At 68.4% G+C, this 17,459-nt stretch carries 15 protein-coding genes; 6 read left to right on the top strand and 9 right to left on the bottom strand.

The genetic code is table 11. The annotated features are described in order from the left end of the window. Nucleotides 1–16: 16 nt before the first annotated feature. The 6 genes from ABD204_RS00935 to ABD204_RS00960 form a co-directional block, all read right to left on the bottom strand. On the bottom strand, nt 17–1,957 hold the full coding sequence (locus ABD204_RS00935; RefSeq protein ID WP_344098273.1) for a helicase HerA-like domain-containing protein: 1,941 nt from the start codon (nt 1,955–1,957) through the stop codon (nt 17–19). A 10-nt stretch (nt 1,958–1,967) separates the two neighbouring features. After that, a complete protein-coding gene (locus tag ABD204_RS00940) occupies nt 1,968–2,627 on the bottom strand; it encodes a phosphatase PAP2 family protein (RefSeq protein WP_194422861.1) in 660 nt (219 codons plus the stop codon). A 34-nt stretch (nt 2,628–2,661) separates the two neighbouring features. After that, a complete protein-coding gene (locus ABD204_RS00945; protein ID WP_194422862.1) occupies nt 2,662–4,017 on the bottom strand; it encodes a multidrug effflux MFS transporter in 1,356 nt (451 codons plus the stop codon). 201 nt (nt 4,018–4,218) lie between these two features. Beyond that, entirely contained in the window at nt 4,219–5,205 is a 987-nt protein-coding gene (locus ABD204_RS00950) for a carbohydrate ABC transporter permease (RefSeq protein WP_194422863.1), read from the bottom strand. Continuing rightward, on the bottom strand, nt 5,202–6,335 hold the full coding sequence (locus ABD204_RS00955; RefSeq protein WP_194422864.1) for a carbohydrate ABC transporter permease: 1,134 nt from the start codon (nt 6,333–6,335) through the stop codon (nt 5,202–5,204). The genes ABD204_RS00950 and ABD204_RS00955 overlap by 4 nt, the downstream gene beginning before the upstream one ends. Before the next feature lie 110 nt (nt 6,336–6,445). Then, on the bottom strand, nt 6,446–7,759 hold the full coding sequence (locus tag ABD204_RS00960; protein ID WP_194422865.1) for an ABC transporter substrate-binding protein: 1,314 nt from the start codon (nt 7,757–7,759) through the stop codon (nt 6,446–6,448). 275 nt (nt 7,760–8,034) lie between these two features. On the opposite strand from ABD204_RS00960, the gene ABD204_RS00965 reads away from it, so the two are divergent. Next, a complete protein-coding gene (locus tag ABD204_RS00965; protein ID WP_194422866.1) occupies nt 8,035–9,063 on the top strand; it encodes a LacI family DNA-binding transcriptional regulator in 1,029 nt (342 codons plus the stop codon). 87 nt (nt 9,064–9,150) lie between these two features. Here the strand turns inward: ABD204_RS00965 and rplL are convergent, their stop codons facing one another. Together rplL and rplJ are read right to left on the bottom strand one after the other, a co-directional pair. Beyond that, complete coding sequence (rplL, locus tag ABD204_RS00970; RefSeq protein WP_194422867.1) at nt 9,151–9,546, bottom strand: 50S ribosomal protein L7/L12; 396 nt, start codon at nt 9,544–9,546, stop codon at nt 9,151–9,153. A gap of 41 nt (nt 9,547–9,587) precedes the next feature. Further along, nucleotides 9,588–10,103 (bottom strand): 50S ribosomal protein L10, encoded by a 516-nt coding sequence (gene rplJ / locus ABD204_RS00975; RefSeq protein ID WP_194422868.1) that lies wholly within the window; start codon nt 10,101–10,103, stop codon nt 9,588–9,590. A gap of 465 nt (nt 10,104–10,568) precedes the next feature. Here rplJ and ABD204_RS00980 point away from each other — a divergent pair, with 465 nt between their 5' ends. From ABD204_RS00980 to ABD204_RS01000, 5 genes are all read left to right on the top strand, one after another. Next, nucleotides 10,569–11,228 carry a YqaJ viral recombinase family protein gene (locus ABD204_RS00980; protein WP_194422869.1) on the top strand — a complete coding sequence of 220 codons (660 nt, stop codon included), beginning with the start codon at nt 10,569–10,571 and terminating at the stop codon, nt 11,226–11,228. 230 nt (nt 11,229–11,458) lie between these two features. Further along, entirely contained in the window at nt 11,459–13,138 is a 1,680-nt protein-coding gene (locus tag ABD204_RS00985; protein WP_194422870.1) for an MDR family MFS transporter, read from the top strand. A gap of 10 nt (nt 13,139–13,148) precedes the next feature. Then, the gene (locus ABD204_RS00990) at nt 13,149–13,631 is read left to right on the top strand and encodes a MarR family winged helix-turn-helix transcriptional regulator (RefSeq protein WP_194422871.1); all 483 of its coding nucleotides are present in this window, start codon (nt 13,149–13,151) and stop codon (nt 13,629–13,631) included. Nucleotides 13,632–13,747: 116 nt separating this feature from the next. Continuing rightward, nucleotides 13,748–15,349 carry an MDR family MFS transporter gene (locus ABD204_RS00995; RefSeq protein WP_322597659.1) on the top strand — a complete coding sequence of 534 codons (1,602 nt, stop codon included), beginning with the start codon at nt 13,748–13,750 and terminating at the stop codon, nt 15,347–15,349. A 136-nt stretch (nt 15,350–15,485) separates the two neighbouring features. After that, a complete protein-coding gene (locus ABD204_RS01000; protein WP_194422872.1) occupies nt 15,486–16,511 on the top strand; it encodes an NADP-dependent oxidoreductase in 1,026 nt (341 codons plus the stop codon). Nucleotides 16,512–16,559: 48 nt separating this feature from the next. Here the strand turns inward: ABD204_RS01000 and ABD204_RS01005 are convergent, their stop codons facing one another. Then, entirely contained in the window at nt 16,560–17,447 is an 888-nt protein-coding gene (locus ABD204_RS01005) for a LysR family transcriptional regulator ArgP (RefSeq protein ID WP_322597658.1), read from the bottom strand. Between the last annotated feature and the right edge of the window lie 12 nt (nt 17,448–17,459).

Genomic DNA, 17,459 nt, shown 5'->3' on the forward strand with positions numbered 1-17,459 from the left:
CGGCCCGGGATCGCGGTCAGCGCCGTGCGGTGCCGAACAGGCCCCGGATCACCCCGGAGACGATCGCCTCGGTCGCGCGCGAATTCAGGATCTGCTCCACGGACGAGCCGCTGCGCGCCGAGCGGGAGGTGCGGGTGCGGGGCGATCGCGCCGTCTTCTTCAGCAGTCGCTCGTACTCGGCCCGCGCCTTCTTCTCCGCCTGCTGCTGGGCTTCGTCCATCGCCGCCTGCTGACGGGCGAGTTCGGCCTCGATCTCGGCTCGTTCCCGTTCCGCTTGCGCGGCGGACTCGGACTCGGCTGCGGCGTTGAGCCGGGCGGCGAGGATCTCGCGCGCCGATTCACGGTCGATCGGGGTTCCGTACACGGCAGACAGCGGCGAAGCGGCCACGGCGGCCTCGATCGCCGTGTGCGGGGTCGGCGACATGAGACCGCGTGGGGCACGCAGGCGTGTCCACGCCACCGGCGTGGGGGCGCCCCGCTCGCTCATGACCGTGACGATCGCCTCCCCGATGCCGAGCTCCTGGAGCACGCGTTCGAGGTCGTACCCCGAGGTCGGATAGGTGCCCACCGTCGCGCGGAGCGCCTTGGCATCGTCGGGGGTGAACGCTCGGAGGGCGTGCTGCACACGCGAACCGAGCTGTGCCAGCACCTCGCCGGGCACGTCCTTGGGGGTCTGGGTGACGAAGAACACGCCGACGCCCTTGGAACGGATCAACCGCACCGTCTGCACGATGGCCGCGAGGAAGTCCTTCGAGGCGTCGCGGAACAGCAGGTGGGCTTCGTCGAAGAAGAACACGAGCGTGGGCCGGTCGGGGTCGCCCACCTCGGGGAGGACTTCGAACAGCTCCGCCAGCAGGTACATCAGGAACGTCGAGAACAGTGCCGGCTTGTCGATCACGCCGGGCACCTGGAGCAACGAGATGATCCCCCGACCATCGGGCGCGATGCGGAGGAAGTCGGTCACGTCGAACTCCGGTTCGCCGAAGAACACATCCGCCCCGTCCTCGGCGAAGGTGATGAGTTCGCGCAGGATCACCCCGACGGTCGACGGCGACAGGCCGCCCAGACCCTTCAGCTCGGGCTTGCCCTCCTCGCTGACCAGGTACGTCAGGACGGCGCGCAGATCGGCGAGGTCGACCAGGGCGAGCCCGTTCGCATCGGCGTAGTGGAAGACGAGCCCGAGGCTCGACTCCTGCGTCTGGTTCAGACCGAGGACCTTGCTCAGCAGGAGCGGACCGAACGCCGAAACGGTCGCCCGCACGGGCACTCCGGTGCCGACGCCGCCGAGCGCGAAGTACTCGGTCGCGGAGGCCGCCGGGGCCCAGTCCTGACCGATTCCGCGGGTGCGCGCGAGAAGCTTCTCGCTCGGTTCCCCCGGCGTCGCAAGGCCCGACAGATCCCCTTTGACGTCGGCGGCGAACACCGGCACGCCCTTCGCGGCGAGTTGCTCCGCCAGCCCCTGGAGCGTCCGGGTCTTCCCCGTGCCGGTCGCACCGGCGATGAGCCCGTGCCGGTTCATCATCGACAGCGGGATGCGCACCTGGGCATCGGCTCGGGCCTCGGTGTTCACGAGGGCGCCGAGATCGAGCGTGTCGACCTCGAAGGTGTACCCGGCGATCACCGCGGCGACCTCGTCGGCGTCGAGCGGTCCGGCGGCCCTGTCGTCGGTCCTCGGCGCCGTCGGGGGCGCGGATGACACGTCGGACGCCGTGCGCGGCGCGGCATCGGAGGTCGACTGCAGGTCCGACCCGGCGGCGGCCGGGGCCGGCTGCACGTGTGCGGGCATCGGGGCCTCCGCCCCCGTCGCGCGGGCCCTCGCCGCCGCCACCTCGGCGGCCGCGAGCGCGGCCCGTGCCCGCGCCGCCTCCAGCCGCGCCTCGGCGGCCTCGGCCTCCGCACGCACGAGAGCGAGTTCGGCTTCGGCGACGGCGATGTCGGACGAGTCGGGGGCGCTCATGCGCGCCAGCCTAGTGCGCGCTCCGACGCGACCGGACGACCTCGCGGTCCCTCGCCAGGGGAACAGCCATCGCCGCGGCGACCACCAGCGCAGCCCCCGCACCGACCAGTGCACCCCCGACCGTGTCGCTGAGCCAATGCGCATGCAGATAGGTGCGGCTGAAGGCCATGAGGAGGATCCACGCCGCACCCACGAGAGCCACCGCGATACGGGGGAAGATCACCACGGCGCACACCGCGAGGGTCGCGGCGTTCGCGACATGTCCGGAGGGATAGGACCCGTAGTCCGAGATGATGAGGATCTCCGTCGGTCGGGCACGCCCGAACAGGTGCTTGAGGACTTGCACGAGTGCCGCCGAGGTCGCTTCGGCGGTGAGGAAGAACACGGCCGCCCACGGTCGGCGCAGCGCGAGCAACGCGGCGGCGGCGCCGAGGGGGACGACGAACACCCCGAACCACCCGCCCCCGAGGAAGTTCATGGCGTACGAGACGGCCCCGGCCAGCGGGATGGCGGCGTCGACGAGGAGGGCGTTCCACCAGGCGTCGATCGCGAAGGGCGTGTTGCCGCGGGCGAACGCCCACGCACCCAGGCCCGCCGCCGATCCGATCAACACCACGCCGATCACGGCCGCCCAGACCGCCGTCGTCCGGACGCGGGAAGGAGAGAGCATCCGCCCATTCTGCCCCGAGGGAGGGCACCGACGGTCAGGGCGTGAGGCGTTCCACCGAACGCGGCCGCACGATGATCCACAGCGCGGCGACGGCGAGCGCACCGCATCCGACCATGACGACAGCCATCGTCGTTGCGGTGATCGCGCCCTCGGACAGGCCGCCGACGATCGGCGAGACCATTCCCGCGACACCGAAGTTCACCGCACCCAGAAGCGACGCCGCGGTACCGGCCGCCTTGGGGTGGCGATCGAGGGCGAGCACCTGCACGCACGGCATCGTGAAGCCGACCGCGGTCATGAACACGAACAGCGGCACGACCGTCCCCCACAGACCGAGGCCGAGCTGATCGGTCAGGATGATCGCGCTACCGGCCAGGACGAGGACGGCGGTCGAGAACGCCAACACCCACTGCGGTCCGAAACGTGCCGCCAACCGGGACGCCGTCTGCACCCCGAGGACGACGCCGAGGGAGTTGACGGCGAACAACATCCCGTACTGCTGCGCGTCCAGGCCGTGGGTCTGCTGGAAGAGGAACGGTGACGCGGACAGGTACGAGAACAGCCCGCTGAAGCTCATCCCCCCGATGACCAGCACCCCCAGGAACACCCGGTCCGACAGCACGCTCCGGTAGCGCTGGCGCATCGTCATGCTGCCCTGATCGTGCCGTCGAGCGGGCGGAAGGGTCTCCGGGATGAAGACGATCGCGGCGAGGAACATCACGGCGCCGTAGCAGGCCAGGACCACGAACAGGCCACGCCACGGCATGACCTCCAGGAGCGCCGCGCCGATGAGGGGCGCCACGACGGGGGCGACACCCACCACGAGGGCGAGTCTGCTGAGCATGACGACCAGGCGCTTGCCGCCGAACAGGTCGCGCACGATCGCCATCGCGACCACGCCTCCCGCTGCGGCGCCGATCCCCATGAACACCCGGGCGACCCCGAGCAGCAACAGCGTGGGCGCGATCGCGGCGGCGATGCTCGCCACCACGTGCAGGGCGGTGACGGCCAGCAGGGGGATCCGTCGACCGACCTTGTCGCTGAGCGGCCCCACCACCAGTTGGCCCAGGCCGAATCCGATCATCGTTCCGGTGAGGGTCAGCTGGATCGCGGCGGCGGTGGTCTGGAAGTCCGATTCCAGGACGGGGAACGCGGGCAGATACAGGTCGATCGTGAACGGCCCGAGGGCGGTGAGCGCCCCGAGGAGGATCACGTAGAGGACGCGGCGCGAGGTCGGGAGCGCGTCCCCCGGGTGCAGCACGATCGGCGCGGTGGCCGGATTGGTGCCGAGGGCCCGGATCGCGGCGGTCGACGAGGCCCCCGTGCGCGGGAGACGGGTCGAAGAGGTGTCGGCGGGGTTCTGGACGGGGACGGATGCGGTGTCGAGCAAGAGGTTTCGTTTCAGCGGCGTGACGGAGCGTCGGCCGGTGAAGACCGGTCTGGCGCGGGGATCGACGGCGGATTCGCCGTGGGCCGAACGGCGGGCGCGATGGTCCGAATCGATTCGACCCCACCACTCTATCGGACGCCTCCGCAAAAGAAAGAGGGCGGGAGCCGCCCGCGCGGCCCCGCCCCCGTTCCCCGGCTGGAATCAGCCCTTCGTCGACCCCGCGAGAAGCCCTCGGACGAAATACCGCTGGAGCGAGAAGAACACGATCAGCGGAACGACGATCGCCACGAAGGCACCGGCGGTCAACAACTGCCACTCGTTGCCGCGTGTTCCGGTGATCTCCGCCAGCAGCTTCGTGATCGGTGCGACCGGTCCGTCCGCGAAGATCAACGCCACCAGCAGGTCGTTCCAGACCCAGAGGAACTGGAAGATCGCGAACGACGCGAGCGCCGGCAACGTCAGGGGCAGGACCACACGGAAGAAGATCTGTCCGCGCGAGGCACCGTCGACGCGAGCCGCCTCGATGATGTCCGCCGGGATCTCCGACATGAAGTTGTGCAGCAGGTAGATGGCCAACGGAAGCGCGAACATCGAGTGCGCGATCCACACCTGTGCGTAGCCTCCCGACACTCCGAGCGGCTCGGTGATCTGCAGGCCGAAGATGTTCAGCCCCCGCGAGAACGAGCTCAGCAACGGGATCAGGGCCATTTGGATCGGCACGATCTGGAGGGCGAAGACGAAGATGAACAGCCAGTCGCGACCCTTGAAGTCGATCCACGAGAACGCGTAGGCGGCGAACGCGGCGACCGTCAACGGCACGATCGTGGCCGGGATGGTGATCGCGATCGAGTTGATGAAGGCCTCCGCCATCGTCAACTGCGTGTTGCCGGCCTGCAGGACCTGCACGTAGTTCTCGATCGTGACCTGCGGGTCGGCGAAGAACGTCCACCAGCCCGTGGTCTTGATCTGCTGCTCGGGACGGAACGACGACACGAACAGACCGAACGTCGGGATCGTCCAGGCCACGGCGATGATGATCGACAGCGCCGTCGCCCAGGGACGCGACAGCACCCGCTTCACCCTCCCGGCGGGGCCCCGCCCTTTGCCTTCGGCGCGCTTCATGCCGCGCGCGAGCTCTTTCTCGGTGGCGTCGTCCATGGGCAGGTCGACGGGCATGACCTCGCTCATCGGATCTCCTTCTGCTTGCGGATCTGTCGCGCGTTGTAGATCACGATCGGCAGCACCAGGAGGAACAGGATGACCGCGAACGCCGCGCTGCGGCCGGCCTCGAACTTGGTGAACTGCGTGTACATCTCATTGGCGATCACGGACGTGCCGAAGTTTCCGCCGGTCATCGTGCGGACGATGTCGAACACCTTCAGCGAGGCGATCGAGATCGTCGTCAGCACGACGATGATCGCGGGACGGATGGCCGGCACGGTGACGTTCCAGAACCGTTGCCACGCGTTCGTACCGTCGAGCTCCGCGGCCTCCAACTGTTCCATGGGCACGCCCTTGATCGCCGCAGAGAGGATCACCATCGCGAAACCGGTCTGCACCCAGATCAGCACCACGATGAGGAAGAACGTGTTCCACGGCTCGGTGAGCAGCCACTGCTGCGGTTCGCCGCCGAACCACACCAGAATCTGGTTCAACAGGCCGATCTGCTGGAACTCCGGCCCACGGTAGGCGTACACGAAGTTCCAGATGATGCTCGCACCGACGAAAGAGATCGCCATCGGCATGAACACCAAGACCTTGTAGACCTTCTCGCCACGGGTCTTGTCGATGAAGACCGCGTACGCCAGACCGATCGCCGTGGAGACCGTCGGCGCGATGAGAACCCACACGATCGTGTTCGCGACGGTACGCACACCGTCGGGCTGTGTGAAGATCCACACGAAGTTGTCGACTCCGACGAACTCGTTGCCCGCGGCGTTCATGAACGACGCGACGAAGGTCTGGATCGAGGGCAGGATCAGCCCGATCAGCAGGAGCAGCGCCGCCGGGGTCATGAAGGCGACGAGCTGGATGAAGTAACCCTTGCCGTTTCGGGACCGGTAGTCCAGCAGGAACATCCCGCCGCCGATCACCGCGGCGACCACGACGGCCCACCAGACCGAGTTGAACAACACGACGGTCACGACGGGGACGAGCACGCACATCGCCAGCCTGATCCACGTGTACATCCGCCCGGAACGGGGCGCGATGTCGATGAGGAACAAGATCAGGCCGATGACGGCGAGGAACGCGGCGACCACGACGATCGCCTGAAGGATGGGGTGCAGTGTCCCGACCCATGTGAGGAAGACGGTCACGTCGCTCCTTTCGAGTGCACCGGTGGACTCGATCCGAATCCTCCACCGGAAGAAGGTGAGAGGTGGGGCCGCCCCGCCGAGCGGGGCGGCCCCGAGGCCATGTCAGCCGATCAGCTGGGCCAGCCGGCCTCGATCTGCTCGGTGACCTCGTCGACCGGAGTCCCGCTCACCCACGAGACCATGCCCTTCCAGAAGGTTCCGGCGCCGACTGCGCCGGGCATCAGGTCGGATGCGTCGAACCGGAACGTGGTGTTCGGGTCCTGCAGGATCTCGATCGCCTGGGTCAACAGACCCGAGGAGGCGTTGGCCGGGTCCAGTCCGCTGTTGGCGGAGATGACCCCGCCGAGCGAGACTCGGTTGTTCGCCCACTCCGGGCTCGAGAGGTACTCGAGCACCTGGACGGTGTCGGACTCGTCGTTGAACGCCCCGACGATCTCACCGCCGCCGGTGACAGCCGGAGCACCGGCCTCCTGGCCGGGCATAATGAACGCCCACACGTCGCCGTCCTCGGCGACCGTGCCGCCGGCGTCCTCGATGAACCCGGTGAAGAACGACGCCTGGTGGTGCAGCGCGCAATCGCCGGACACGAGGGCCGCGGCCGGGTCGCCGAACTCGGTGGAGTTGATCGACTGGACGTCACCGAAGCCTGCGTTGACGAAGTCCGGGTTGAGCAGGTACTCCCCCGTGGCGTCGAACGCGTCGATGATCGGCTGGTCGGTGAACTTCACCTCGTTGGTCACCCATTGGTCGTAGACCTCCGGGCCGGAGTCGCGCAGGACCATGTCCTCGACCCAGTCGGTTCCCGGCCAACCCGTGGCGTCGCCCGAGCCGAAGCCGGCGCACCACGGCGCCGAGCCGGTCGTCGACTGGATCGTCTCGGTGAGGGCCATCAGCTCGTCGAGGGTCTCGGGGACCTCCACCCCCCACTCGGCGAACATCGCCGGCTGGTACCAGATGAAGCCCTTGACCGACGCCATCAGCGGCGCGCCGTAGAGCGTGCCGTCGACGGTGCCGTACGCAGCCCAGTCCTCCGACCAGTAATCCGCCACGTTCTGCTGCACGCCCTCCGGGGCAGGCGTCAGGTATCCGCGGGAGGCCAGGTCGGCCAGCAGCCCGGGCTGCGGGAAGATCGCGATGTCCGGCGGGTTGCCGCCCTGGGCGCGGATGCCGATCTGCGATTCGAATTCCTTCGACGCCTCGTACTGGATGTCGATGCCCGACTCGGCCTCGAAGTCCGCCCACGATTCGTCGAGCAGTTCCGCCTCGGTGTCGGAGATCGTCCCGTAGACGGTCACGACGTTGTCGCTGTCTCCGCCGTCTCCGCTGTCCCCGCCGCCGTCGCTCGAACAGCCGGCCAGCGTGAGACCGGCCGCGCCGAGCAGTGCGACGGCCGAGAGCGCCTTGTGACGCTGTGTCGTGCGCATATGAATCCTCCTCGTTGAGAGCACATGTGGTTCCTCGCTCTGGAGCCCCTAAGGAACCGTTTCCATATCACCGTAGGCCACCCACTCCCGGCACACAACGGCTCGGGGATAACAACATCGTTATCTGGAGATGGGAGCGCTCCATCTCGCGATACCCCCGGGATTTCCGACACAGAACGCCCCCCGATGGATGTGGAAGCGTTTCCCTTTTGACGTGCCCTCCTCTACTCTGACCTCGTGCGCGCGAAGACGCGCCGCATGACGGAGGATGAACGGTGAGTGGTATCGAAGACGTCGCGCGCGGCGCGGGCGTGTCGAAAGCGACCGCCAGCCGCGCGCTCACCGGTCACGGATACGTCGCCGCGGCCACGAGGGCGCGCGTGCGGCGCGTGGCCGAGGAACTCGGATACGTCCCTTCTTCGTCCGCGTCGAGCCTGGCCACCGGACGCACCCGCAACATCGGCGTGGTGATGCCGTATCTGAACCGTTGGTTCTTCGCCGAAGTACTGGAGGGCGTCCAGGCGGTCCTGCTCGCGGAGGGATTCGACCTGACGCTGTACGACGCGAAGCCCGGCACGGAGGGACGACGACGCGTCTTCGAGGACTTCCTCGCCCGCAAACGATTCGACGGCCTCATCGCCGTCGCACTCGAGCCCGACGACCACGAGCTCGAACGTCTGGTCGGGATCGGCCGGCCGGTCGTCAGCGTCGTCAGCGACAGCGAAGAAGCGAGCGTGGTGCGGCTGGACGACGTGCACGCGGCACGCCGCGCGACCGCGCACCTCATCGACCTCGGCCACGAGCGCATCACGTTCCTCGGCGGCGTCTCCGACCACGACGGTCCGCACGTCGATCGGGAGCGTCTCGGCGGCTATCTCTCATGCATGCGGGGGGCGGGCCTGGATCCGCGCCACATCCCCTCCGATGTGTCCCTGCCGGGCGGGTACGACGCCGCCGTGGATCTGCTCAGCGACCCGGAGCGCCGTCCGACCGCCCTCGTGGCCGCGTGCGACGAGGTCGCGATCGGAGCCATCATCGCCGCGCGTCGGCTCGGGATCGCCGTCCCCTCCGCCCTCAGCGTGGTCGGAATCGACAACCACGAGTACTCGGATATGTTCGGGCTCACCACCCTGGAGCAGTCACCGCGGGAGCAAGGCGCCGCGGCCGCCGAGCTCCTCTTGGAACAGGTGCGTGCACCCGACGCCGCACGCACGGAGATGCGCCTGCAGGCGCGACTGATCGTGCGCGGCTCGACGTCACCACCTCCGGGTGTGCGCTCGGTCGCCGTCGGGGCCGTGCCCTGATCGGCCGGTCTGCCCTCGCCCCGACGCGGAGAACGACAGAACCCCGGATGCCGCAGCACCCGGGGTTCTGGAAGACGCTGTCCTGAATTACTTCAGGGTGACGGTGGCGCCGGCGCCCTCGAGGGCCTCCTTGGCCTTCTCGGCGGTCTCCTTGTTGGCGGCCTCGAGAACGGGCTTGGGAGCGCCGTCGACGAGGGCCTTGGCGTCGCCGAGGCCGAGCGAGGTGAGCTCGCGGACGACCTTGATGACCTGGATCTTCTTGTCACCGGCGGCCTCGAGGACGACGTCGAACTCGTCCTTCTCCTCCTCGGCGGCGGCCTCGCCACCGGCACCACCGGCGGCGGGAGCGGCACCGGCGACGGCGACGGGCGCCGCGGCGGTGACGTCGAAGGTCTCCTCGAAGGCCTTCACGAACTCGCTGAGCTCGATGAGCGTGAGCTCCTTGAACTGGTCGAGCAGCTCCTCAGTGCTGAGCTTTGCCATGATGATTCTCCTTGCTTGGGTATCTGTCGCCGCAGGCCCGATCAGGCCGCGGACTCCTGCTTCTCGCGCAGCGCGTCGACCGTGCGAACGGCCTTCGACGGGAGCGCATTGAAGACGAATGCCGCCTTGGTCATCGAGGCCTTCATCGCACCGGCGAGCTTCGCCAGCAGGACTTCACGGCTCTCGAGGTCGGCGAGCTTGTTGACCTCGTCCGCGGACAGGGGGTTACCGTCGAAGTAACCGCCCTTCACCACGAGATGAGGGTGTGCCTTGGCGAAGGCGCGCAGGCCCTTCGCGACGGCGACCGGGTCGCCGTGCACGAACGCCACAGCCGACGGACCCTTGAGGTCGTCGTCCAGCGACGAGATCCCCGCGTTGTTCGCGGCGATCTTGGTCAGCGTGTTCTTCACCACGGCGTATTCCGCGTCCTGACGGATGCTGTTGCGGAGCTCCTTGAGCTCGGCAACCGTCAGACCGCGGTACTCGGTGAGCAGAACGGCGGTCGAGTCCTCGAAATTCTTCGTGAGCTCGGCGACCGATGCTTCCTTCTGCGCCATGGCCACTCCTTGTGTGTACGTCACACCCCGCGATGGCGAGGTGTCGGCTCCAGACCGCCGGCACGGCAAAGAAAAAAGCTCCGGCGCAAGCGCACGGAGCCTGGTTCCCGGGAATCCGGGTCTGTCTCGTACACCTGCGCGGGCCCCTGTTCTTCACAGAGCTTCGATCGTGTCGCTTGCGCGACGCGATGACCGGCGGTCTTCGGCTTCTCCCACCATATCCCACTCCCCCACCACCCCCAAATCCCCATCCCCAAAATCCTCTTCCCCATCCCGAACATTGCCGAGCTGGCGGATCCCCCGCGGACCGACCGCACGGGCGCGCCCGACCAGGCGTGCGGTGAGGTCCGCGGCCGCCTTCTCGTCGAAGCGTCGAAGCGCCCCTGGACTCGCGCTGCCCCGACGCGGCGGGGCCGGCGGGGTGTCGGGGGAAGGTGGCGGGGATGCCGCGGGTAGCCTGGAGGGATGACGCCCGAGCTCGCCGCACGCATCGTGGCGGACTCGCGGGACCGGGTCGCGTGGGTGCGCGCACGATCGCGAGGAATCACGGCCACCGACGTCGCAACGCTGACTTCGGAGCGGACGATCGCCCGTGCGGCGGACGCGAAGCTCATGGGCTCCGGCTTCTCCGGCAACGCGTACACCGCGCACGGGCGCGCACGCGAGCCCGAGATCGCGGGTTGGGTGGCCGCGACGCACGGCATCCAACCCTCGAGTGCTCTCTTCCACGCGGTCGTCGAGAAGCGCCATCTCGCCACCCCCGACGGAGTCGGCGTCGATCCATCCGGTCGGGTCGTACTCGCCGAGATCAAAACCACCAACAAGGCCTGGCGTTCGATCCCGCGCTCCTACCTTCGCCAGGTGTGGTGGCAGCAACACGTGCTCGGCGCCGAGCGAACCCTTGTGGTGTGGGAGCAGCACGCGGACTTCGTCCCCCTCCACGACGAGCCGCGTTGCCAGTGGGTCGACCGCGACGAGACCGAGATCGGCAAGCTGGTCACCCTGGCCACCGCCCTGATCGACGAGCTCTACCACCGCACGCAGCACGGCCGCTCGTTGCACGCACGGAAGGCGCCGACCGGACCGGATCGGCAGCCGTACCGCGCACTCGCGCTCTCCGACTGACGCCGCCCCGCAGGCCTCCACCCCGCCCATCCGCGTCATCGGCACAGCGCGGCGCCTTCGTCGACCGAGCCGCGCACCGCGGGGTCCTCGCCGCGCAGCGACTCCGCCTCTCGGGATCGACTGCGGCACGCATTGGTTGACTCATGTCAACCACTGTCATATCGTTGACGCACATCAACCATTCTCGACGTCAGCGCGGACGCCACGGAAGCACGACACCACGAGGTCACATGTCACACTCCCACCCCTCGGCGCCTGCCCCCTCACAGCGCAGCGTCCTGCCTGCCCTCATCGGACTCCTGCTCGGGATGTTCGTCTCGATGCTGGCGGCGACAGTCGTCTCGACCTCGCTCCCGGTGATCATCCACGACCTCGACGGCGACCAGGCGGCGTTCACCTGGGTGGTGACGGCGACGCTGCTCACCACGGCCATCTCAACCCCCGTATGGGGCAAGCTGGCGGACCTGTTCGACCGCAAGACTCTGATCCAGATCGCCATCGCCGTCTTCGTGCTCGCCACCGCTGCTGCAGGCTTCTCGCAGGACACCACCATGCTCATCGCCTGCCGTGCGGTGCAGGGCATCGGCGCGGGCGGCCTCGCCGCACTGAGCCAGGTCATCATGGCCGACATCATCAGCCCGCGCGAACGCGGACGCTACATGGGGTTGTTCGGTGCCGTGATGGCGGTCGCCACCATCGGCGGCCCCCTGCTGGGCGGCGTGATCACCGACACCTTGGACTGGCGCTGGAATTTCTTCATCGCGCTCCCGTTCGCCGTGGCCGCGCTGATCATCCAGCAACGCACCCTGCACTTGCCCCGACGCCGACCGGGCCGCGTGCGGATCGACTACCTCGGGATCGTGCTGCTGAGCACGTCCGTCTCGCTGCTGCTCATCTGGGTCACCAACGCCGGCGATGCCTATGCATGGTGGAGCGTGGAGACAGCCCTCATGGCCGGCGGCGCCCTGATCGGAGGGGTGCTGTTCGTCGTCGTCGAGTTGCGCACCCCCGAGCCGCTGGTCCCGCTCACCCTGTTCGCCAACCACACCTTCACGCTCGCCGTGATCGCCTCCGTCGCCACCGGAATCGCGATGTTCGGCACCTCGGTGTTCCTGAGCCAGTACATGCAGATGGCTCGCGGGGCCACCCCCACCGAAGCCGGGGTGATGACCATCCCGATGATCGGAGGATTGCTGGTCGCCTCCATCGTCGTCGGGATGCTGATCACACGACACGGGCATTGGAAGCCCTACCTCATCGCCGGCGCCGCTCTCCTCGTCGCCGGATCGGCGACGTTGTCGACAATCGAATACGACACCGATTTCACCCTCGTCTCGCTCTACATGTTCCTGCTCGGTGCGGGCGTGGGCACGACGATGCAGAATCTCGTCCTCATCGTCCAGAACACCGCGGACCCGTCGGAGATGGGTGTGGCGAGCTCAGGCGTGACCTTCTTCCGTTCCCTCGGAGGCACCGTCGGGGTCTCGGTCATGGGCGCCACCCTCGCCGCTTCCGCGTCGAGGCTGGTCACGGAGCGGCAGGGCGAGATCGCCACCACTCTGGCGAGCCTGGGTGCGGACGGAACCACGATCGCCGAACAGCTCCAGGCGGGCATCCTCCCCCAGGTCGCCGCCCTACCCGAGAGTCTGCGCGTGATCTTCGAGGAGGTCTATGCCATCTCGATCGCGAACGCATTCCTGATCGCCGTGCCGGTCGCGGTGATCAGCCTGATCGCCATCGCCCTGCTCCCCAACGTGCCACTGACCCGGATGACCACGACAGAACGCCGGGAAGCAAGCGAGGCCGATCTGGCGCCCTTCTCGGTGAGCGAGGGGATGGATGCGCTGTCGGCGACCGGTGCCGAAGAGAGCGGGGAACCACGGGAGGATCTGGAGCGGCCGCACGGCTAAAGTCGAGATGATGAGCAAACCCGGATGCGACGGCGCGGAGCCCCACGCCGAGGACCCTCACGTCGCAGCGACCCGCGCGCTCGAGGCGGAGTTCGGGGAGCTGATCGCACGCTTCCGACATCTCGTCGCAGAGCAGGCTGATCGCGTCAGCCCCGGAATGCTCCCCGGCGCCTATAAGAGCTTCGCGGCGATCGCCCGGATGGCGCCCGTCTCGAGTGCCGCACTCGCCGAGACGCTCCTCGCCGACAAGGCCCAGGTGAGTCGGACCGTGCGAGATCTCGAGTCGCTCGGCCTCATCGAGCGCTCCACCGATCGCGAGGACCGCCGGGTGAGCCTTCTCTCACCGACCGAAGAAGGACTTCGCCGACTCGAGGCGGCCCGCGATCCGCAGCGCAATTCGCTCATGCGCCACCTGTCGACATGGGATCTCCAAGACATCCATACCCTCACCCGCCTCCTGCGCGCCTTGCGCAGCGACGCGGACACGCCTTAGCCGCACGGCGCGGACGCGCGGCGGCCAGGCACGCGAGTGTTGTCAAAGTGCGCAGAAGGCGCATCAGAACCCGCACCCGGATCGCGAGCGCACGGGGGTTCCGGTACTGAAGGGAGGTGACCAGTACCCCGCCCCTCCCGGAGCCCGCCGACGTCGCGCTCCCGCGCCGCACCGTCTACGTCATCTTCGCCGCGCTCCTGGCCGCGATGTTCCTGTCGTCTCTGGATCAATCCGTCGTCGGCACCGCCCTCCCGACGATCGTGGGCGACCTCGACGCCGTCGCCCACGAAGGCTGGATCATCACGGCGTACCTCCTGGCCATCGCCGTCGTCATGCCTGTCTACGGCAAGGTCGGCGACCTCTACGGTCGCCGGATTCCGTTCCTCATCGCGATCTCGCTGTTCATCGTCGGATCCACCGGGTCTGCCCTGTCGGGTTCGTTCCTCGAGCTCGTCACCTGGCGCTCGGTGCAGGGCCTGGGCGCGGGTGGCCTCGTGATCCTGTCGCAGGCGATCATCGCCGACATCGTCTCCGCCCGTGAGCGCGGGAAGTTCATGGGGCCCATGGGGGCGGTGTTCGGAGTCGCCACGGTCGCGGGTCCGCTGCTGGGCGGATGGTTCACGACGGGACCCGGGTGGCGATGGGTGTTCTGGACGAATGTGCCGATCGGAATCCTTGCGTTGACGATCGCGTTCTTCGCCCTCAAGCTCCCCGCGAGGCGCCCCTCGAAGCGATTCGATCTGTGGGGTGCGATCCTGCTGGCCGCCACCACAGCGGGCATCGTCTTCCTCACCAGCTGGACCTCGGTGACCGGCGCCACCCATTACGACTGGTCGAGTCCGGGATTGTTGGCGACCCTCGCGGCGACGGTCGCCGCCTTCGCCGCGTTCCTCCTCGTGGAGACCCGGGTCGAGGACCCGGTGCTCCCCCTCGACCTGTTCCGCAGCCGTACCTTCAGCGTCTCGGTCCTGATCGCCCTCGTGCTCGGCATGACGATGTTCGCGGCACTGTCCTTCCTGCCGACGTTCCTCCAGATGGCACAGGGGGTGGGTCCGACAGAGTCCGGACTCCTCATGCTGCCCATGACCCTCGGCGTCCTGCTCACGGCGATCGCCTCGGGCTTGCTCATCACCCGAACGGGCAAGTACAAGATCTACCCGATCATCGGCATGGGCCTGTCCACGATCGGCATCGTCTGGCTCACCTTCATCACGGCGAACATGTCGATGGTCGTCTTCGGTGCGATGGTCTTCACGCTCGGGCTCGGTATGGGCCTGGTGATGCAGACGATCGTCATCGCCGCGCAGAACGCGGTGGCGCCGGAGAGGGTCGGGGTGGCGACGTCGACGAACAACTTCCTCCGGGAAATCGGTGCCGCCGTCGGGACGAGCGTGTTCGCCACCGCCTTCACCGCGAACCTGACGACCCAGATCGATGACGCGGTCAAGAGCGCCCCGGCGGGGTCGGTCCCCGACGGATTCGGGGCCGGATCGCTGACCCCCGATGCCGTCGCCAAACTCCCGTCCGCGTTGCACGACGCGATCGTGGATGCGTACGCGAACGCTCTCGCTCCCGCGTTCTGGTATCTCGTCCCGCTCAGCGTGCTCGGCTTCATCGTGGCGTTCTTCATGCGCGAGGTCACCCTGTCGAAGACCGCCGGTCTGGTCGCAGCCGCTCGAGACGGTGCCCAATACGCGGGCTCCGGCTCGGCGGGATAGCCCCCGCACGCGCGAGGCACCGCGAGGCTTAGCCACACGGTGACCGTGCCGTAACACGGTCGAGACAATCCCAGGGTTGACTGTCGTTCACAGGCAACACGCGTGCCGACGTCGGCACGCAGGGAGGGGGCGACCGATGAGATTCCGGCCGCTGCGACCGAATTCCGTGGCGCGAGAGATCGCGCTGCCCGATCCTCCGGAGACGATGAGGGCCGTCGTCTTCGATGAGACCGGCGAACCTGAGGTGCTCCACACGACCACCGTCCCGGTGCCGAGCCCGGTGATCAGCGAACTGCTCGTGCGCGTGGCCGCGGCCGGGGTGAATCCCATCGACGCGAAGACGCGCGCCGGGCGCGGGGTCTCGGGTGCGATCCCCACACTGCCGAGCACGCTCGGATTCGACTTCAGTGGCGTCGTCATGAATGCCCCGTACGAGGCGCACCCGTTCCCCCCGGGCACCGAGGTGTTCGGCATGGTCCCCTTCCCCCGTTCGGGCGGCACCTACGCCGAGTACGCGGTGGTTCCCACCCTGTCGGTGGCGCGCAAGCCGGCGACCCTGTCGCACGTGGAGGCCGCGGGTGTCCCCCTGGCCGCCCTCACCGCCTGGGGCCTGGTCGTCGAAACCGCCCACGCCCATGAGGGGCAGCGCATGCTGATCCACGCCGGGAGCGGGGGCGTGGGGCACTTCGCCGTGCAGCTCGCCGCATACTTCGGTGCACACGTGACGGCGACCGCGTCGGAGCCCAACACCGCCTGGCTCCGCGAGCTGGGCGCGTCGGTGGTCATCGACTACGCCTCAACGCGCTTCGATGAGGTGGTGGGTGACATGGATGTGGTCATCGACCTGGTGGGCAACGCCGACGGCAGCACCGGCACCCGGTCGCTGTCGGTGTTGCGGCCCGGCGGCCTCTACGTCATGGTGCCGACGGGGTCATGGCCCGACTACGCCGAGGCGGCCGCCGAGGCCGGCGTGCGCGCCACCTCGTACAAGGTTCTGCCGGACGGCAATGCGCTTGCGACGATCGCCCGACTGCTGGAGTCCGGGGCCATCCAGGTCTACATCGATCGCGTGTTCGACCTGGATGATGCGGCCGCCGCGCACCGCGAACTCGAACGCGGGCACACACGGGGCAAGAGCGTCCTGCGCATCGGCGAGGACTGACCGCCCCTACCCGGATGCCGCCCGCGGGCCCTCTCGAGCGCGCCGCCGTCAGAAGGAGCGGAGGACGCGACGCGCTTCGGCGCCCACCTCCGCGGCCACCAGATCGAGGGTGCGCGAGCGCAGGTTCCACTGCTGCCAGTACAGCGGCACATCCAGCGGCGGTCCGTCGAGTGCCGTGAGGACACCCCGGCCGATGGACGGCATCGCCTGGGCTTCGGGCAGCATCCCCCACCCGAGCCCGAGGTGGATCGCGGTCGCGAAGTCACCGGATGAGGGGACGTAGTGGGCGGGAACCGTCGAGGGGTTCACGCCGACGGCGCGCAGCCACCGGTTCTGCAGTTCGTCGCGGCGGTCGTACTGCACGACGGCCGCACGGTGCACCCCACCCGGCTCCGCCGTGGTCCAGCGCTCGACGAACCCCGGCGCGGCCACCGCGAGGTACCGCAGTGAGCCCAGCGGCTCCACGCGGCATCCTGCGACCGCGACGGCCGACGAGGTGACGGCGGCCATCACCACCCCGCTCTCGAGCAACGTCGCGGTGTGGTCTTGGTCGTCGCGGTGCAGATCGAACACGACAGGATGGCGCTCACAGACCCGCGCGAGCGGAGGGAGGAACCACGTCGCGAGCGAGTCGGCGTTCACGGCGATCGGGACCGCCATCCGCGTCTCGGAGGCATCCGCGCCCAGATCGGCCGTCGCCTCGTGTTGGATCAGCGCCATCTGGCGCGCGAGCCGCACGACGACGGCACCCGCGTCCGTCACCCGAGGGGGCTTGGCCCGCACGAGCAGCACGCGTCCGACGAGCTCTTCCAGCGCCTTGATCCGCTGACTGACCGCCGACGGGGTGACGCGCAGACGCATGGCCGCGGCGTCCATGCTGCCCTCGTCGATCACGGCCGCGAGCGTCTCGGCTCCGTCGAGGGGAATCTGCATCATCAGCTCCGCTAA

Source organism: Microbacterium aquimaris (genome assembly GCF_039531285.1).
Taxonomy (GTDB): Bacteria; Actinomycetota; Actinomycetes; order Actinomycetales; family Microbacteriaceae; genus Microbacterium; species Microbacterium aquimaris.